This is a genomic window from Siccirubricoccus deserti (genome assembly GCF_014283215.1).
GTDB lineage: Bacteria > Pseudomonadota > Alphaproteobacteria > Acetobacterales > Acetobacteraceae > Siccirubricoccus > Siccirubricoccus deserti.
In genome coordinates this window covers 1-16768 of record NZ_JACOMF010000059.1, presented here as the reverse complement: position 1 = coordinate 16768, position 16768 = coordinate 1, and the positions used below count along the sequence as shown (strand labels likewise).

The following is a 16768-nucleotide window of genomic DNA, read 5'->3' as shown; positions in this document are numbered from 1 at the left end:
GCCCATAACCTCACCAAGCTCGCCAGGGCAGCCGCTGCCTGATGCACGGCGGGCGCGCCGGCGAGGAATACCGCTCCGCCCCAGCGGCGGTCAGTCCGAAATGCGGTTACCGGGACGCGCTCCTAGCTCGCGCTCGATGGTCTCGATCGCCTGGGCCTCGACCCCGTGCTGGTTCCGCAGGCCGGTTAGGTAGATCTCCTTGGCCCTCTCGCTGCCGGTCATGGGCGATACTCCCGCTGTGCCATGCTCCTGTCCGATCTCGTCTCTGGGACGCCGAACGTGCAGGGCGCGTCCGTGCATAGCAGCCCTAACGGGCGCATCCTCGGCCGGTTCGATCCTGTTCCGCCGCCACCGCCCGTCCCGTCGCTTGCTGCAACTAGTGCAGAAGGGGCGGGCAGGACGCGCAGGGCCGTTACGGTAGGGCATGGCAGGCCCTCGCGTGAGCGGGTGGATGGCCGTCCCCGTCAACTCCCGGCGCAGCCGCGTCCCTGGGGTTGCGGCGGCAGAGGACGACCCAGGCACGACCGCCTGCCCGAGCGTCCCATGACGCAGCCCCGAGGAGACGCACCGAAGCCTGACCCCAGCCCGGTCGCGCTCTGCCGCCGTCCTCGGATCCGAACTGCCTGTGCGGTGCTAACCGCTCGCCTCCCTGCCGGAGCCAGCTGTACCGGCCTCCCGCCCCGGCGAGCCGGTCTCGGCCTTGCGAGTGGGCCGAGGACATTCGCGGCGGCGGCGGACTGGGCGGGCGTGGCGCCGCCGCCCGGGGCGGTGGGCGTCGGGGCATCGTCGGGCGCGCTGGGCTCCAGCGACGGACCGCCCCCGCCCTCGATCTCCCGGCACGCCTGCGCCCAGTGCTCCTCGTGACGGCCCTCGGGCCGTCCTTCCCGTTCCCAGATCTCGTGTGCGCGTCGACGGATGCGCTCCTGGTCCTGCATTGGGCCCTCCCTGGTCTGCTGAGCGAGGATGCGACGCAGGCACGCTGGAAAGGCAGCGCCATGCGAATTCCTTCCGCCTGTGGCGCGCCGGTAGGCCCAGGTGAGGCGAACGAAGGCCTGCCGGAACCGAATTCCTTCGCCCCTGTTTGCGATTGGGGTCGAGCAGCACGGCGCGACGGAGGACGGGATGCATTCGGGAGACGGCGGCCTGCGGGAATCCGGCACTGGCGGCATCGCGGCCGACATGCTGCTGGGCGCCGTCGCGGGCGCGGTCGGTGTGTGGGTCATGGACCGGGTGGATTGGTTCATGTTCCGCCACGAGGACCCAGAGGCGCGATGGCGGACACAGGCGGTCCGCCCGGGCGAGATGGATCCCGCGCATGTCATGGCGAACAAAGCGGCAGAAGCGGCGATCGGCGCCGAACTCTCGCCCCCGCAGCCTCATCCGGCAGGTGTCGCGGTCCACTACGCCATCGGCATCGGCCCGGGCGCACTCTACGGCGCGCTGCGGGAGCGCGCCCCTGTGGTGGGGACGGGGCGGGGCCTGCTCTACGGGCTCAGCCTCTTCCTGGTCCACGACGAGTTGCTGAATGCCGCGACCGGCCTCTCCGCCGATCCCAGGAGGTATCCCTGGCAGGCGCATGCGCGTGGCTTGGTCGCGCACCTGGTCTACGGCGCCGTCACGGACGCGGTCCTCGATCTCCTCCACCAAGGCAGGAGCCAAGTGCGCTAGCGGCGCATGTTCGGGTCCGCCCGAGGGCAGGGCAGCAAGCGCTCCCGCTGGGACGCCCCCGCGCGCACGGCGGCCTCGGCTGGCGGACCTCGTCGCATCGATGCTGTTACCGGCGCGGAATCGCCAGATGTTCATGCGCACGCCGCCTCGGGTGGGCTTCTCTGGGTCCGCGGCGTGCGCCGTGTGGCGTCGAAGGGTCCGGGACAAGGGCTGAAGGAGGGCGAGCATGGCTGAAGAGCAGCGCTTCCCCGCACGGCGCGGGCCTGCGGCAGACGGCTATCGGATCGAGTTGCCGGCCTCCAATGACAACGTGGCCGGGGAGATGGCAGCGCCGGCGCGCCGGGCGAAGGCGACCACCAGCAGCGACCCGGCAGGGCGACCGCCCCGCGGCGGCCAGGTCCGCAAGCGGCCGCGGGGTACCACCAAATGACAACCCCGAGGCCGGGGTGACCCTCGCCCCGGCCGTGACCGCTCCGCGGCGCCACGCCGCCCGGCGGTGGCAAGACCGAGGCGGAGGGAGCTGACGCGACTGCGGAGGAGGAGCGACCATGAAGGGCATCGACAACGCCAGATCCAGCGGTATCCACGGCCCGCATTCCTCCGGACCGCCGATGCCGGCCGCCCGGCCGGGCCGTCGGGAGGTGGCAGGTGTCGTCATTGCATTGCCTCGGCCACCGGCCGAGAAGGCCAAGCATGCCCAGCGGCGCCGTCTGCTGGCGGGGCTGCGCGACGCGTACGCCGCCGCGACGGCACAGGTCGAAGCGCTTCGCCGGTGGGCCCCGGACGCCGCCGCCGCCTCCCCCGCGCTGCGTCGCCTGCTCGTGCGCCTGCTCGGCGAGGCGGAGGAGCAGTTGCACCGCCTCGACCACGCCTTCGCGTCGCTGCGCGAGGACTCTGGCGGCGGCGACCCACGGGTCTTGGCCGATGTCACAGCGGTGGCCGACGCGCTCCGGGGCGCCGCCGCGTCCCGGCCGGGGCCGGGGTCCGACGCCGCCCTGGCCGACGCCCTGCGGCGATGCGAGCGGAACGGGGCCGAGGAGGCGGTGGCCCTGCGGCTCCTCGCCAACGTCGCCGGGGCGCACCTCATCGCCCGGCTCCTCGACCTGACGGCGCAGGAGAGGCACGCCGCCGCCCAGGTTCTTGCCCGGTTCGCCGCGGAATCGGTGCTGCGCTCGGGCGATGTGGCGCATTGATCCCGGGCGGCACGACGGACGGACGGGAGGAGAGTGGCTCGCAATCCGCGTCCCCTCAAAGCCACGGCGTGGTCGCCAGGCGGCGGTGCGCATCGCCGCGATGCGCACCGGACCGCCCGCGGCCCGTGACCGGAGGCACGGAGATCGCCAGCATGGCCCGTCACGACGATATGCCCCGGCACGACGCCCCTACGGAGCTGGAGCCGCGCCCCCGCACGCCCCTGACCGTGGCCCCGGCGCCACGGCCGCGCAGTTGAGGCAGGACATCGACAGCGGCGCGACCGGCGATAAAGTGCCGGTGCTCGACCCGAGCCATGTCGCAGCTCGGCACCAACGCCGAAGCGCGGGCGCGCCGCCCTCGCCGGAGCTGGTGGCCGCCGTCCGCCAGGCGGAGCGCACCCAGTCCTACCCGCCGGAGCACCCCCACGACCGCGGCGGGAGCCGGCTTGGCCTGCGCCTGCTCTGGTGCATCCTGCTGGTCGCCGCGCTGGCCAGCGCGGCGATCTGGCTCTCCTCGGGCTGAGGTCCCACAGCGGCCGATTCAGGCCACCGGGCCGGCGCGGCCTGGACCAACGTCGTCCGCGAGGTCGTCGGCCTGCATTATCCCGCGGCGCCGGCCCGGGCGCCCCTTGCGAGCGATCGCGCTCCGACGACGCGCATCGTTCGCGGAGGCCGCGGAGCGTCCGCCGTAGGGCAATCCGATGCGGTCCCGTGCATCGGGGCAATGGAGTTGGAGCACATCGCTACATCTTTGCGCCGCCGTCTCCACGATGGTGCGGGCACGATCGGGTGCCCCTGGCAAACGATGAATTGCCCAAATCCAGACGCAGGAAGGCCGAGGCGCGGAGGAACGCGGGGCGCGCGAGCGGGTTACGCAGTCCCACCATCTGCGGTGCAGGACGACAAGGAACGCCTCCATGGCCGAAGATGGCCGCCCTCCTCGGACAGCCTCCGGCGGCATGCGCGTGATCGAGACCGGCGTCTACCGGGGCCCGCACTTCTACAGCCACACCCCGATGGTGCGGATCCGGCTGGACCTCGGCGCCCTCGAGGCTTGGCCGTCTGATCGCCTGCTTGGCTTCAACGACGCGCTGCTGGCCATGCTGCCCGGTCTCGGCCAGCATGGCTGCTCCTTCAATGAGCCGGGTGGCCTGGTCCGCCGTCTGCGGGATGGCACCTGGCTCGGCCATGTCGCGGAGCATGTGGCGATCGAGCTCCAGTGCCTCGCCGGCAGCCCGGTGACGCGCGGCAAGACCCGCTCCGTCAAGGGCCACGAGGGCGTCTACGACATCCTCTACGCCTATCGCGAGGAGGCGGTCGGACTGCTCGCAGGCCGGCTCGCCCTGGAACTAGTCGATTCACTCCTGCCTCTGGATATGCGCGGCGTGCAGGGCCTGGACCGCATCGCCGAGGACGAGCAGGCCGATCTCACAGAGGCTGACAGTCCCTTCGACATGCCGGCCGCGCTCGACCGGCTGGCGCGCCTGGTCCGGAGCACGGCGCTAGGGCCCACCACAAGATCGCTGGTCGAGGAGGCGGAGCGCCGCGGCATCCCCGTGATGCGGCTGGACGAGCACAGCCTGGTCCAGCTCGGCTGGGGGAAGCACCAGCAGCGACTGCGCGCCAGCATCACCGGGCGCACCTCCCACATCGCGGTCGAGAACGCGAGCGACAAGGACCTCACCAGGGCCCTGCTCACCCAGGCTGGGGTACCGGTCCCGAAGGGATCCGTGGTGCGCGACGCGGAGGCGGCCGTGCGCGAAGCCGAGCGGCTGGGCTTCCCGGTCGTCACCAAGCCGCTCGACGGCAACCACGGCCGGGGCGTCAGCACCGGGCTGACGACCGCCGACGAAATCCGCCGCGGCTTCGCCGAGGCGGCCCGGCATGGCCGGCGAGTGGTGGTCGAGCAGCATGTCCGCGGCCGCGACCACCGCATCCTCGTCGTTGGCGGCGAGGTCGTGGCTGTTGCCGAGCGCGTGCCGGCCCATGTCGTCGGCGACGGCCGGCGCAGCGTCGCCGAGCTGATCGAGGAGGCGAACCGCGATCCACGCCGCGGCGAGGGGCACGAGAAGGTTATGACTCGCATCGTGGTGGACGAGCAGGTCCTCGGCCTGCTGGCGCGCACCGGGTTCTCGCTCGACGCCGTGCCGCATGCGGGGCGGGTGGTGCAGCTCCGCGAGACGGCGAACCTCTCCACGGGCGGCACGGCTATCGACCGCACGGACGAGATCCACCCTGAGAACGCCGCCATTGCCCGACGCGCGGCCCTGGCGGTCGGCCTGGACGTCGCGGGTATCGACTTCCTGGCGCCCGACATCGGCCAGCCCGTGCGCGAGACCGGCGGCGGCATCGTAGAGGTGAACGCGGCGCCGGGCTTCCGCATGCACCTAGAGCCCTCGGAGGGGCGCCCGCGCGATGTCGCCCGACCGGTACTGGACATTCTCTTTCCCCGCGGCGAGACCGGACGCATCCCAGTGCTGGCGGTGACGGGCACCAACGGCAAGTCCACCACGGTGCGGATGGTGGCGCACATCCTGCGCCGGAGTGGCCTCAGGGTCGGCTACACCACGACCAGCGGCATCTACGTGGATGACGCGCTGGTCTCGGGAGGGGATGCCAGCGGCCCCAAGAGCGCGCGCACGGTGCTGCGGGATCCGACGGTCGAGGCGGCGGTGCTGGAGACCGCGCGCGGCGGCATGCTGCGCGAGGGATTGGGCTTCAACCGTTGCGATGTGGGCACGGTGCTCAATGTGGCGGCCGATCACCTTGGCCTGAAGGGCGTGGACACGCTGGAGGACCTGGCCCGGGTCAAGTCGATCGTGGCGGAGGCGGTGCATCGGGACGGCCACAGCGTCTTGAACGCCGACGATCCGCTGGTGGCCGAGATGGAGCGACATGCCGGCGGACGCACCGTCTACTTCTCCCTGCGCGGCGGCGCGGACATGCCCGACTTCCTGCGGCGGCATGTGGGAGGGGGTTTGCTGGCCGTGGTGCGCGAGACCAACCCACATGGCGGCGAGATCGTGGTCCATGACGATCGGCGGCGCCTGCCCCTGATGGGGGCGGCGGAGATTCCGGCGACCCTGGGCGGAATGGCGGAATTCAACGTCCAGAATGCGCTGGCGGCCGTGGCCATGACCTACGCGCAGGGCGTGCCGCTGCCGGTAATCCGCGGCGCGCTGGTGGGCTTCACCAACTCCTTCGAGCAAAATCCTGGTCGGCTGAATGTGTTCGACGGCCACGGCTTTCGGGTGATCGTTGATTATGCCCACAATCCTGCCGGGCTCAGCGCCTTATGCGATCTCGCCTGGAAGCTTCGGTCGGGTTACCGGCGGAGCATCGGCATGGTCAGCATCCCGGGCGACCGCCGCGAGAAGGATATCCGCGAGATGGGGCGGATCGCCGCGGCCGGCGTCTTCGACGAGCTCGTCTTCCGCGAGCGTCCGGACGGGCGGGGACGTGCGGATGGTGAGGTGATGCGGCTGCTCTCCGAAGGCGCGCAAGAGGCCGGTTTTCCACCCGAACGGATCCATTGCATTCACGACGAGGCGGAGGCGGCCATCGCCTGTCTCAGGATGGCGCGCCCCGGCGACCTTGTGGTCCTGACGCCGAGCTCGGTTGAGGAGATCTGGCAGCAGGTGGTCGGCTTCGATCCGACAGCAAGCCCACCGGTCGCCGAGGTGGCGGCGACGGCGTGGGGCTGAGCAATGTCGCCGGAGCGGGCGACCTGGGCCCTCATCCTGCACGGGGGTGCCAAGGATATCGCGCCGGAGCAGGAGGAGGCCAACCGCGCCGGTTGCCTGACGGCGCTGACGGTCGGCGCAGCGGTTCTGCGCCGGGGCGGGACCGCGCTCGATGCGGTAGAGGCCGCGATTAGGGCTCTGGAGGACGATCCGACCTTCAACGCCGGCCACGGGTCGGTCCTCAATGCCAAGGGCGAGATCGAGATGGACGCCGCCGTGATGGACGGGACGACGCTGGACATCGGCGGCGTAGCAGCGATCCAGAGTGTGCGCCATCCCGTCAGTGTCGCTCGATTGATGCTGCGGGAGGCGCCGACGCTCCTGGCGGCGGAGGGCGCGGCTCGCTTCGCCGCCGAGCGGGGAGCGGAACTCTGCGACCCGCAGGATCTAATTCCGCGTGAGCCAGGGGGCGCCGCAACCAAGGGTGGGCACGACACGGTCGGTTGCGTGGCGCTCGACCTCGACGGCGACCTTGCCGCTGGGACCTCGACCGGCGGCCTGACGGGATGCCTAGTCGGACGGGTCGGGGATTCACCGTTACCCGGTTGTGGGCTCTATGCCGACAATGGGTCCGGCGGCGTGGCCTTCTCCGGCGACGGGGAGAGTATCGCCCGGACGATGCTGGCGGCCAGGGTGATCCAATCCCTGGAGGCAGGGGACATGCCGCAGATCGCCATAGAGGCGGCGCTCCGACGCCTGGAGAGGGTCGGGGGAGAGGCGGGCGGTATCGTCCTCAACCGCCAGGGCCGGATCGGCTGGGCGCACAGCAGCCCGCATTTCGCAGTCGCCTACGTCACCAGTGCCATGGACTGGCCACGGGTGCATCTGCACAGGAGCGAGGAGGAGGGCGAGGGCAGCGCATGATGAACGCATGACCAGGAAGCAGGGAACACTCGTGATCATCGGCGGCCACGAGGACAGGGATGGAGACCGGGTGATCCTGAAGGAGGTTGCACGCCTGGTGCGGGGCGGCAGGCTCGTGCTCGCCACGGTCGCCTCGCATGAGCCGGAGGGGTACTTCGAGGCCTACCAGCGCGCCTTTGCAGACCTCGGGGTGACCGACCTCGTCGAGCTCTACGTGAAGGAGCGGTCGGAGACGACCTCCGAGGAAAAGCTGAAGGTCTTCGAGGGCGCGACCGGGGTGTTCTTCTCCGGCGGCGACCAGCTGCGGATCAGCAGCACGCTGGGGGACACGCTGGTGGAGCAGCGCGTGCGCGAGATCTTCCAGCGTGGTGGGGTCGTCGCCGGGACCTCCGCCGGCGCCGCAGCCATGAGTGATACCATGCTGGTGAAGGGCAGTAGCGGGGAATCATACCGCATTGGCGATCTGCACATGGCCCCGGGTCTCGGGCTGATCCGCGACGTGATCATCGACCAGCACTTCGCCGAGCGCGGCCGAATCGGCCGGCTGCTTGGGGCGGTGGCGCAGAACCCTCGGGAGCTCGGCGTCGGCATCGACGAGGACACCGCCATCGTTGTGCGTGGCCGGCGCTTCGAGGTGATCGGGGATGGTGGTGTCTATGTGGTGGATGGAGCCGGCGTCACCCACTCCAACGTCGCGGAGGCCGAGCCCCAGCGGGCATTGTCGATGTATGACGTCCGCATACATGTCCTCAGCGCGGGCGATAGCTTCGATCTGGGCCGGCGCCGACCGGTGGAGGCATCCGCTCTGCGCGAGAGCGAGACTCTGGAGGAGCAGGCCGCGGGCGAGTGACCGCTACCTCGGCTGTTCCACGCCCTTTCCCGCGTGGTGTCCCGACGTCCCAGCGGCGGGGCGGCGGCACCGCCGAGCCCGCGCGGCTCCGTCAGGCCGCACCATTCTCGGTCGTGTTCAGCGGCAGGCGGATGCGGCACTCGACCCCCTCGGGCGCGAAGTCGAGCCGCACCTCGCCGCCGCACTCCCGCGTCAGGCCGCGCTCCAGTAGCGGCGAGCCGAAGCCACGGTGCTCGGGCGGCCACACCGGCGGTCCGCCGCGCTCGCGCCAGACGATCTCGACCAGGGGCGGCGCCCCACGCTTGCCCGCCCGCTCCAGCGTCCAGGCCACCTCGACGCGACCGCCAGGCGCCGAGAGCGCGCCATACTTTGCCGCGTTGGTCGCCAGCTCGTGCAGGGCCAGGTTGAGGGTGACGGTGGTGTTCGGCGCCAGCCGGACTGGCGGCCCGTCCGCCGCGACGCGCCCCACTACGCCGCTACCCTCCGGGACCGCGTGGGGCTCAAGGGTCCGCTCGACCACCTCGCGCAGCAGGGCGCCCTCCCAGCCGCCGCGGGCCAGCATGTCGTGCAAGCGGGCGAGCGCCCTGAGCCGTGCCTCGAAGGCCGTCCGGAGGGCCGCCGGCGCCTTCGCCTGGCGCAGGGTTTGTGCCGCCACCGCCTGAACCGTGGCCAGCGTGTTCTTGACCCGATGGTCCAGCTCGCGGAGCAGCAGCGCGCGGCGCTCCTCCTCGCGTCGGCGGGCCGTCTGGTCACGCAGGATCTCAGGAAACCCCGCAGCTCTCCGTTGCTGTCCGGCAGCGGCATCATCATGCCGCTCGCCCAGAACCGGGAGCCGTTGGCGCGCAGGTGCCAGCACTCGTCCGCGGCGCGGCTCTCCTCAACGGCCCGGCACATCTCGATCTCGTGCACCCGGGCCGCACGGTCCTCGGGCGTGAAGATGATCTCGGCGGGCTGGCCCAGGATCGCGTCCGCCTCGCGGCCCAGGATGCGCTGCGCGCCCGGGTTCCAGCTCGTGACGCGCCCGTCGAGACCGAGCGTGAAGATCGCGTATTCGGTCGCGCTCTCGAAGATCAGCCGCAGGTGCTCCTCGCCCGCCTGGAGCGCGGCGTTGGCCGCCTCCAGCTCGGCCGTCCGCTCGGACACCCGGCGTTCGAGCTCCTGGTTGGCGCGCAGGAGCGCGACATTGGCGGTTTCGAGGCACTCGGCCAGGAGCCGCGCCTCTGCGAGCGACAGGCGCAGCTCCTCCTCCGCGGCGCTCAACTCCGCGCACCTCGATGTCAGCCGGGCCTCGGTGGCGCCGAGCCTCCGTCGCGTCTGCTCGGCGGCATCGTCCCGGTGCGCGGCGTCGGCTGCGGTCCTGGCCAGGGCGGCCCTGAGCGCCTGGACTTCGGGCCGCCAGGGCGTCGCGCTCGCAGGCCAGGGCGGCGTCCTCCGGCGCAGGGCCTGCCCGCTCGCCCCGTTGTGCTCCTCATCCGCAGACAGGCCCCCAATGCCCACGGGGGAGGAGCAGCGGGTAGCGCCGGGGCGGTCGGGATGGCCAGGGCGTTGCCTGCCACTCTCGCGGGGGCATCAAGCGCCCAGGACCGTGCGAAGGGCATGGCTGAATCCGGATCCTGCCCAGCCGCCTTGAGGTGCGGTCCCTCCGCACACTCCCGGTCCATGGCGCTAGAACCCGACACAGGCCTTCGTCGCCGCCCAGGCGGCGGCCGAGGCGAGCGCGAGCAGGACGAGGGCCGCCAAGAGGCCGGCGCAGAGCAGGAGCCCGTCCCGCTCCAGATGGGCGGAGGCGATCAGGACCAGGACGAGCGCCGGGGGGATGTTGCTCAGCGGTACGGGGGCGAGCAGCAGCGCCCCGAGCAGGAGCACGGCGACGCCGACCAGCCGCTGCGTCGCCCCATGCGGGGTGGGCCAGCGCGGACGGGCGACCCCCTCCAGGCACCGCAGCGCCGGGACGGCCCGTCGAGCCGCCCAGGCGAGGTGCCGCCCATCGAGGCGGCGGCGGGCCAGATGCCGAGGGAAGCTGGGTTGCGGATGCGCCAGCGCCATCTGCAGCGCCAGGAACGCCAGCAGCAGCCCGGCGAGGGTCGAGGCCCCAGGGGCGAGGGCGACGATCGCCAGCAGCAGCACGACGAGGCCGAAGGATCGCTCACCCAGCCGGTCAATCAAACCCTCGAACGTCACCTCACCCCCTCCGATCTCCACGAGCAGATCGTCTAGCGCCACTGAACCGGGAACGCGCGGGCCCATGCCGGACTGGGGTCTAATGGTGCCGGTCGGCCACCGTGGTGGCGTGGCCCGTGGCCGTGGCTGCAGCCGTCTCTGGGGTTGTGCGCGTCATCAGCCCCGCGCCGATCTCGAGCAGGCCGAGGATCAGGTGCGGCCAAAAAACCCGGTCGGCGAAGCCGAACAGCCAGGGCGAGACCGCCAGCAGCGCGCCGGCCGCGACGTCCAGGAAGAGGTGGACCGGCATCGGGATCATCCTGACGGCCCCGAGTTCGTAGTCGGTCATTAGCGCGGCGCCGATCAGTACGGCGCCGACGATCTGCGGGATCCATTGCGCGGCGGTGCCGTCGGCGAAGCCCAGGATATAGGGTGCGACGATCAGCAGCGCTCCCATGAGGTAGTCGATCACGCCGTGCGTGCGCGTGGAGATGAACCGCAACTCGCCCTCCTCTGGCGCCTGGGCGCCGTGCATCAAGCCACCCGAACGCCCGGTGGATCGCCGCGGTTCGTCATGGGCCGGCAACGCTCGGGCGGTGCATGACGGGCCGGGGCTGCTCAGCGCCGGCGCCCAGGGGCGGGGCTCCGTCCGCAGGGACCGCGCCAGCGGGCAACAGCATGTTCGAGACGGCCGCCCCGACGGCCGCGAAGCCTCCTGTGCCCCGCATCAGCTCGATCTCGCCCCGCTGGCCGTGGCGGATCGCGTGCGACATCAGCCTGAGCCGAAGACTGCCGGCCTCGCGGAGGGCTTCGTCCGCCATCGCAATCGCGCCTTGGTGGTGAAAGGTCATCGTCGCGACGAAATGTGCGTCGAAGGCGCCGGCCTCGGCCCGCCTCAGGGCTTCCATCTCCTCCGCCGGCACCATCCCCGGCATGGTGGCGTGGTCCTCCTCAGTGGCGGGCGGCAGGGCGCCGCCGAACCAACTGCGCCACCATTGCTCGAAAACGGCGATCTCGCCCTTCTGGTTGGCGGCCATCAGGCGCGCCAGGGCCCGAAGATGGGAGTCCTGTGCCTGCTCGGCGGCGAGCACCCCAAGCTCGACCCCCTGCGCGTGGTGCGCGGCCATGCGGCGCATGTAGGCTTGGTCGAAGGCGACATTCCCGCCCATGTGCGGCAGCTCCCGCCCCTACCAGCCCAGGAATGCGAGGATGCCGAGAACACAGACGCCCGTTGCCGCCAACCCGCCCCAGATCCTGGCGAAGTGGCGATGGGGCGAAGGCTGCCGCCCCGCCACCCAGTCGCGGAGCCAGGGGAAGAGCGGGTAGAGCAAGGCGGCACTGACGTGGACGAGGAAGCCGATCCAGTAGGGCTGGTTGAGGGTGAAGATCGGCTGCCAGAACGGCAGGATGGGCACGAGGAACAGCCACTCCGTGCTCGAAGTGAATACGGCCCAGGGCACCGCGATGAGCAGGAGGGTGCGGGGGCGGAGGTGTGCGGTCCACCGGCCGAGCAGCCCGAAGAAGATGACCGCCCAGGAGAAGTCGGCCCATTGGTGGAACAGGACGCCCGCGAGGATGACCACCCAGCCCGGCTCGACCTGGATCGCCAGGTCGCGCAGCGGGATCGCCGCCACGATCATCCAGTCCACCATCGCGTCGCGCCCGATCCGGGCGGCGGCGAGCTGGCTAAGGATGGTCGAGAAGGTGCTGGTGATCAGGCCGAGCAGCGCCGCCGCACGCCAATTGCGCCGCCAGACGCCACCCGGGCACTCCGCAGAGGCGCGGCGGTTCCCGGCCGCCGGCTCCGTCGCCATGGCCTAGCGCCCGGCCAGGCGGAGGGGGCGAGCCGGCTGTGAGGTATCGCGCCCGAGGTCGCCGCGGCGGCCGATCACGAAGGCGGCCACCCCCACCGCCGCGGCGACCACGGCGCCGAGGGCGATCTGTCGCTCCCACCGCCGCTCCGCCGCGGCCCAGCCGCCGCGTAGGCCCGCCCCCTCCGCCATCGGGACCAGGAGCGCGCCGTCCGTGCGCGCGGCGCGCGGGCCGCTGCCCAGGCCGAAGCGCGCCGCCAGCCGGCCCATCAACCGCCCCGCCGCCTCGGGCGCCAGCCAGAAAGCCGGCACCAGCGCGTGCGGCGTCCCGATGTGCAGCGCGCGGCGCGGGCGCAGCGCCAGCCTGACGATCCGCTCGGCCACCTCCTCCGGGTCGAGCAGCGGCGGCACCGGGCGCAGCGCCCGGCCGGAGTAGTTGGCCGCGTGCTGCAAGGCCGGCGTGTCCACGAAGGAAGGATAGACGCCGCAGACCTGCACGCGCGAGCGCGCCAGCAGCTCGTAGCGCAGCGAATCGGTGAAGCCGGCGAGGCCGAATTTGCTGGCGGTGTAGGCGGCCGTGAAGGGCTGCGGGATGCGGGCGCCGATCGAGGCCATGTTGACGATCACGCCCCGATTCCGCCGAAGCATGTGCGGCAGGGCGGCGTGGGCGCCGTTCATCGCGCCGACCAGGTTCACCGCGACCAAGCGCGCCTGGACCTCGATCGGGATCGCCTCGAAAGGCCCGAAGGCGCCGAGGCCGGCCATGTTGACCCAGATGTCGATGCCGCCGAAGGCCTCCACCGCCGCGCGCGCCAGCGCCCCGACCTGCGCGGGATCGGCGATGTCGGTCGGCACCGCGAGGGCGCGGGCGGCGCCCGCCTCACCGCACAGCCGGGCGGCCCGCCCAAGCGCCTCCGGCCGCCGAGCGGCGAGGACGAGATTGGCGCCGCGCCGGGCGAAGGCCAGCGCCGTCGCCAGGCCCATGCCGCTGGAGGCGCCGGCGATCACCACGGTCGCGTTGCGTAGGCTCTGCACGATGGAGCGGCTCCCGGCGCGGTCTGGGTTGGTCTGGTAGTAACCGTTCACGGTGGACGAGCGTTCCGCACGGCGTCCGACCGCAGCCGGGCCTCGGCGGGTGGCCGGCGCGCCTCATCGCGGCGGAAACGGAGGCAGGCCGGCGCGTTCGGACCGGACGACCGACCGGCAGGTGGTGGCCCATGTCCGAGCAGCGCGCCTATGTCCGCTACAGCGATGATATCGAGGTGCGACGGCCCGACGAGGACGAGACCATCGACAGCATCATCGCCGCCATGACCCGCGAGAGCGGCATCACGGCGGACCGCTACGGCCATGCCGTCCGTGCCTCCCACGCCAAGAGCCACGGCCTGCTGAAGGGCGAGTTGCGGGTGCTCGACAACCTGCCGGAGGAGCTGCGCCAGGGCCTGTTCGCGGTGCCGCGGATCTATCCGGTGCTGGTGCGTCCAGACGGGGCGCAAGCGCGCCACCCAGGCTCGTCAGCCAACCGGCCGTGCCGACGTAGAGGTCGCGCACTGGCGTTTCGCAGGCGTGCAGGATGGCGCGCGCGGCGACACGAGGGTGGTAGGCCGGAGGCGGGTTGCGGGTCCCCTTGGTTCCCGTCGCGTTACGCGCGTGCTCCATGAACGGCGTGTCGATCGGCCCGGGCTTGATCAGCGTGACCGAAATCGGCAGCCCCTCGCCCTCGAAGTCCATCCGGAACGCATCTGTAGCGTTCCTCACTGCTCCCTTGGCGGCGCAGTAGGGACCCTGCAGCGCGATGGCCCGGTCGCCCAGCACGCTCCCGACGTTGACGATCGCCCCGCCCCGCTCCCGAAGGTGGCGCGCGGCGGCGAGGGTGCCGTGAACCACGCCCCAGTATGTCACGTCGAACAAACGCCGCTGGTCCGTCAGCGAGACGTCCTCCATGCGGCCATAGATGAATGCCCCCGCGTCGTTGATCCAGGAGTCAAAGCCTCCGAAGGCCTTGACGGCCATCGCCGCGACCGCGTCCACCTGCACCGGGTCGGCCACGTCTGCCACTTGGTACTCGACCCGTCCGCCGCGGCCACGGATCTCCTCAGCAAGACGCCGCAGCGCGTCCTCGTTGCGGGCAGCAAGCACCACCGCCGCGCCGCGCTCGGTGGCCATGCGCGTGGTGGCCAACCCGATGCCGGAGGTCGCACCGGTGATGACAATGGTCTGCCGCGAAAGCGGCTTCAGGCGGACGCCGGACAGCCTACAGTAGGTTCTTCAACATCCCGGACGCGGTGCTGGTGGCCGTGCTGGAGGCCGACGCGCGTGTGGACTTCCGTCCGGCGTTCGGTGAGCTCGGGATAGAGCTGGTGGAATTCACCCGGCGGCCTGGCGAGCAAGTGCGCTTCATCGGCCTCGACCTCTTGATAGAGGAGGTAAAGAAGAAGGCCGCTGCGAAGGGAGCGGCCGCGATCGCCAAAGGCCGGAGCGTAGCTCTGGTGCCATAGGCGGGGCGCCCGTAAGACCGTATGTCCGGCGCTGAGGCGGGTGGCCCGTCCTACGATGCGCGGTTGAACGAGGCTTGCCCGCCGGGGCGGGCCTATCCTCAGCGCAGGGAGAACGAGCCATGGATGACGATAGCACCGTCTTCGTGGGAATCCGATCACGCTGGTGGCACGGTATCGGTCGGCGAGATGGTGGAAATCGTCAGCTTCCTCAGCCTCTACATCCTCACTCCGGATGGCGTGCCGAGGATGACTGCCTCTGACCAATCATACTGCCGTATGCGCCGCCAGCTGGTCGAGGAAAGAGAGGATTTGGCGATGCCGTATCCCAGGCCCTATGCGCTGCGGCCCTTTTACGGGTCGCAGCCACCGAGCCTCCGGCCGGGATACCTCTATTGCCTCGATGGCTTCACCACCTCAGATTGGCTACCGCTTACAAGCCCCCACGCCCTGACGGAATCTTTCTTTGCTTCGCATCTCACCGTATCCCAACCGCTTTCTCACGCAATCCGATGATCTCTGCCTGATGTTCTCAGTGAAGTCGCGGCCATGACCGCTTAGCTTCCTGATGGCGTCGGAACCCGATGCTCACCGGTCGGATATCTCCTGCTGACCCCTGACGATAGCCATTAGCGTACCATTGCCCTCTTACCCCAGGACTCCAGAAGCCAAGGGGCATGTTCGGCGACGTCCCCCTCACTGCCCGCCTTCCGATCGGATCGCGGCAAGCGCCCGCCGTGCCGCATTATGCTCCGGCCGCACCACGAACAGGCGCCTGTTCCTCGGTCCCGACGCGAGAAACCCTCCGTCGACCATTTCACGGAGCGCCGCGAGGACCTTGCTGGTGCTGGACATGCCAGCCCCACTCCGGGCGTGGTACCGCCCCACCTCGATCAGGTTTACCAGCGCAAGTCGCGCATCCTGAGCAACTTTAGGCCCAGTGTGCCGGCCAACAGTGCCCGCTAGCCGCTCCTCCCGCTCCACCAAGCGAACAAGTGGCGCCAAGCCGAGTACGAATTCGTATCCGCTTCGTCGTGGCGCGTTGGCCATTTGCCACACCAAGTCTTGCACGTCGTCGAGCAGGGGCGCTGCCGCAGCCGCGACATCGCTCAGGGCGCTGGCGACGGCGTCGCCCGTCAGCTCTGGGCTGGCTGGGTGGCGAATGCCAGCCCGGGTCAGAAGAGCATTTACGGCGGTCCGCTTCCGCAGTGATACCTCGGTGCGCAGCAGATCATGCCGCTTGCCATATGCCTTCCGCTCTGGCGAGTTGGCGTACCCTTCATGCCAGGCGACGCACACGGAGTTGCCGACGTGCCGCGGCCCGGGCCTGATGATCTGCGTGCCGGCGTCCTGGATCGGCTGCTCCGCCAGCTGACGGGCCAGCCTCTCGGCATCGGCGACGGCGAAATCGCGGCAGACCTCGCATTGCTGGACCCGGATGGCGCCACGCAGCAGGTGCGGCTTGGTCTCGGCGGCCTCGGCAAGCGCCGCGATGAGGGCGGCGATGCCCTGCCTCAGATTGCGAAGCTGGAGGCCGAGGAGCTGCTGCCAGTCGTCTCCCCAGGGCCATACCAGGTTGTCGTCGCCGTCGGTAGCGGGATCGCCAGGATGTTCGAGTTGCGAGCGCAGGCCGCGCATTGCTTCCGGCCGGATACGGCTGTGCCCAGCTATGGCGAGGTGCGGGCCGCTGGCGGCCAGGAACAGCTTGCCGCCAATCTTCATGTGGCCGCCCGCGGTGAGGCCAGGAACGAGAAAGGCGACCTTGAGCGCCCGACCTAGCACGCCCCTGCGCCTCGTCTTCCGGGTCAGAACGCCGGCCCGGATCAGGCGGCTGTGGAATGCGTCTGCCTGGTTGGCTAGGGCGGAATCCGATCATTCTGGTTCATAGCCTGCGGCGGTGAAGTAGTTTCGGCACTCTTCCGGGGTAAAGCGTGGCAGGGCGTCGCGGATGGCATCCCAGAGCCCGTCGATGGTCCGCGCGGCG

Annotated in this window: 18 protein-coding genes and 2 pseudogenes; 8 read left to right on the top strand and 12 right to left on the bottom strand. The window is 70.9% G+C overall.

Translation table 11 applies throughout. The features are described from left to right. Nucleotides 1-90 precede the first annotated feature (90 nt). Both H7965_RS31290 and H7965_RS31285 read right to left on the bottom strand, forming a co-directional pair. Complete coding sequence (locus tag H7965_RS31290) at nucleotides 91-222, bottom strand: hypothetical protein (protein WP_261394375.1); 132 nt, start codon at nucleotides 220-222, stop codon at nucleotides 91-93. 242 nt (nucleotides 223-464) lie between these two features. Next, on the bottom strand, nucleotides 465-935 hold the full coding sequence (locus H7965_RS31285) for a DUF2934 domain-containing protein (protein WP_229682777.1): 471 nt from the start codon (nucleotides 933-935) through the stop codon (nucleotides 465-467). A gap of 187 nt (nucleotides 936-1122) precedes the next feature. On the opposite strand from H7965_RS31285, the gene H7965_RS24885 reads away from it, so the two are divergent. From H7965_RS24885 to H7965_RS24855, 7 genes are all read left to right on the top strand, one after another. Further along, nucleotides 1123-1668, top strand: coding sequence for a DUF1440 domain-containing protein (locus H7965_RS24885; RefSeq protein WP_186773265.1), 546 nt, complete (start codon nucleotides 1123-1125; stop codon nucleotides 1666-1668). Nucleotides 1669-1894: 226 nt separating this feature from the next. Beyond that, complete coding sequence (locus H7965_RS24880; protein ID WP_186773264.1) at nucleotides 1895-2098, top strand: hypothetical protein; 204 nt, start codon at nucleotides 1895-1897, stop codon at nucleotides 2096-2098. Between the two features lie 118 nt (nucleotides 2099-2216). Beyond that, nucleotides 2217-2861, top strand: a complete 645-nt coding sequence (locus tag H7965_RS24875; RefSeq protein ID WP_186773263.1) for a DUF892 family protein — start codon at nucleotides 2217-2219, stop codon at nucleotides 2859-2861. A gap of 253 nt (nucleotides 2862-3114) precedes the next feature. After that, nucleotides 3115-3384 carry a hypothetical protein gene (locus H7965_RS24870; protein WP_186773262.1) on the top strand — a complete coding sequence of 90 codons (270 nt, stop codon included), beginning with the start codon at nucleotides 3115-3117 and terminating at the stop codon, nucleotides 3382-3384. A 394-nt stretch (nucleotides 3385-3778) separates the two neighbouring features. Beyond that, nucleotides 3779-6565 carry a cyanophycin synthetase gene (gene cphA, locus H7965_RS24865; RefSeq protein ID WP_222440801.1) on the top strand — a complete coding sequence of 929 codons (2787 nt, stop codon included), beginning with the start codon at nucleotides 3779-3781 and terminating at the stop codon, nucleotides 6563-6565. A 3-nt stretch (nucleotides 6566-6568) separates the two neighbouring features. After that, entirely contained in the window at nucleotides 6569-7468 is a 900-nt protein-coding gene (locus tag H7965_RS24860; RefSeq protein WP_186773261.1) for an isoaspartyl peptidase/L-asparaginase family protein, read from the top strand. 7 nt (nucleotides 7469-7475) lie between these two features. After that, nucleotides 7476-8318 (top strand): cyanophycinase, encoded by an 843-nt coding sequence (locus H7965_RS24855; RefSeq protein ID WP_186773260.1) that lies wholly within the window; start codon nucleotides 7476-7478, stop codon nucleotides 8316-8318. Nucleotides 8319-8409: 91 nt separating this feature from the next. Here H7965_RS24855 and H7965_RS24850 read toward each other — a convergent pair whose 3' ends face one another. The 8 genes and pseudogenes from H7965_RS24850 to H7965_RS24820 form a co-directional block, all read right to left on the bottom strand. Further along, a complete protein-coding gene (locus tag H7965_RS24850) occupies nucleotides 8410-8973 on the bottom strand; it encodes a sensor histidine kinase (protein ID WP_229682778.1) in 564 nt (187 codons plus the stop codon). Nucleotides 8974-9137: 164 nt separating this feature from the next. After that, nucleotides 9138-9461 (bottom strand): annotated as a pseudogene (locus tag H7965_RS32050) (PAS domain S-box protein); the annotation flags it as partial. 522 nt (nucleotides 9462-9983) lie between these two features. Next, nucleotides 9984-10565 (bottom strand): exopolysaccharide biosynthesis protein, encoded by a 582-nt coding sequence (locus H7965_RS24840; RefSeq protein WP_186773257.1) that lies wholly within the window; start codon nucleotides 10563-10565, stop codon nucleotides 9984-9986. A 13-nt stretch (nucleotides 10566-10578) separates the two neighbouring features. Next, nucleotides 10579-10980: an SPW repeat domain-containing protein gene (locus tag H7965_RS24835; protein ID WP_186773256.1), complete on the bottom strand. Its 402-nt coding sequence runs from the start codon at nucleotides 10978-10980 to the stop codon at nucleotides 10579-10581. 70 nt (nucleotides 10981-11050) lie between these two features. Continuing rightward, nucleotides 11051-11647: a DUF305 domain-containing protein gene (locus tag H7965_RS30480; RefSeq protein WP_222440800.1), complete on the bottom strand. Its 597-nt coding sequence runs from the start codon at nucleotides 11645-11647 to the stop codon at nucleotides 11051-11053. An 18-nt stretch (nucleotides 11648-11665) separates the two neighbouring features. Continuing rightward, nucleotides 11666-12292 (bottom strand): hypothetical protein, encoded by a 627-nt coding sequence (locus H7965_RS30475; protein WP_222440799.1) that lies wholly within the window; start codon nucleotides 12290-12292, stop codon nucleotides 11666-11668. Nucleotides 12293-12295: 3 nt separating this feature from the next. After that, nucleotides 12296-13375 carry an SDR family oxidoreductase gene (locus H7965_RS24825; RefSeq protein ID WP_186773255.1) on the bottom strand — a complete coding sequence of 360 codons (1080 nt, stop codon included), beginning with the start codon at nucleotides 13373-13375 and terminating at the stop codon, nucleotides 12296-12298. Between the two features lie 243 nt (nucleotides 13376-13618). Further along, on the bottom strand, nucleotides 13619-14527 hold the full coding sequence (locus H7965_RS24820; protein ID WP_261394376.1) for an SDR family oxidoreductase: 909 nt from the start codon (nucleotides 14525-14527) through the stop codon (nucleotides 13619-13621). Nucleotides 14528-14580: 53 nt separating this feature from the next. Between H7965_RS24820 and H7965_RS24815 the strand changes: the two genes are divergently transcribed. Beyond that, nucleotides 14581-14787: a hypothetical protein gene (locus H7965_RS24815; RefSeq protein ID WP_186773254.1), complete on the top strand. Its 207-nt coding sequence runs from the start codon at nucleotides 14581-14583 to the stop codon at nucleotides 14785-14787. A 693-nt stretch (nucleotides 14788-15480) separates the two neighbouring features. Here H7965_RS24815 and H7965_RS24810 read toward each other — a convergent pair. After that, the gene (locus H7965_RS24810; protein WP_186773253.1) at nucleotides 15481-16506 is read right to left on the bottom strand and encodes a hypothetical protein; all 1026 of its coding nucleotides are present in this window, start codon (nucleotides 16504-16506) and stop codon (nucleotides 15481-15483) included. Between the two features lie 150 nt (nucleotides 16507-16656). Further along, nucleotides 16657-16768, bottom strand: a pseudogene (locus tag H7965_RS24805) (IS630 family transposase); the annotation flags it as partial.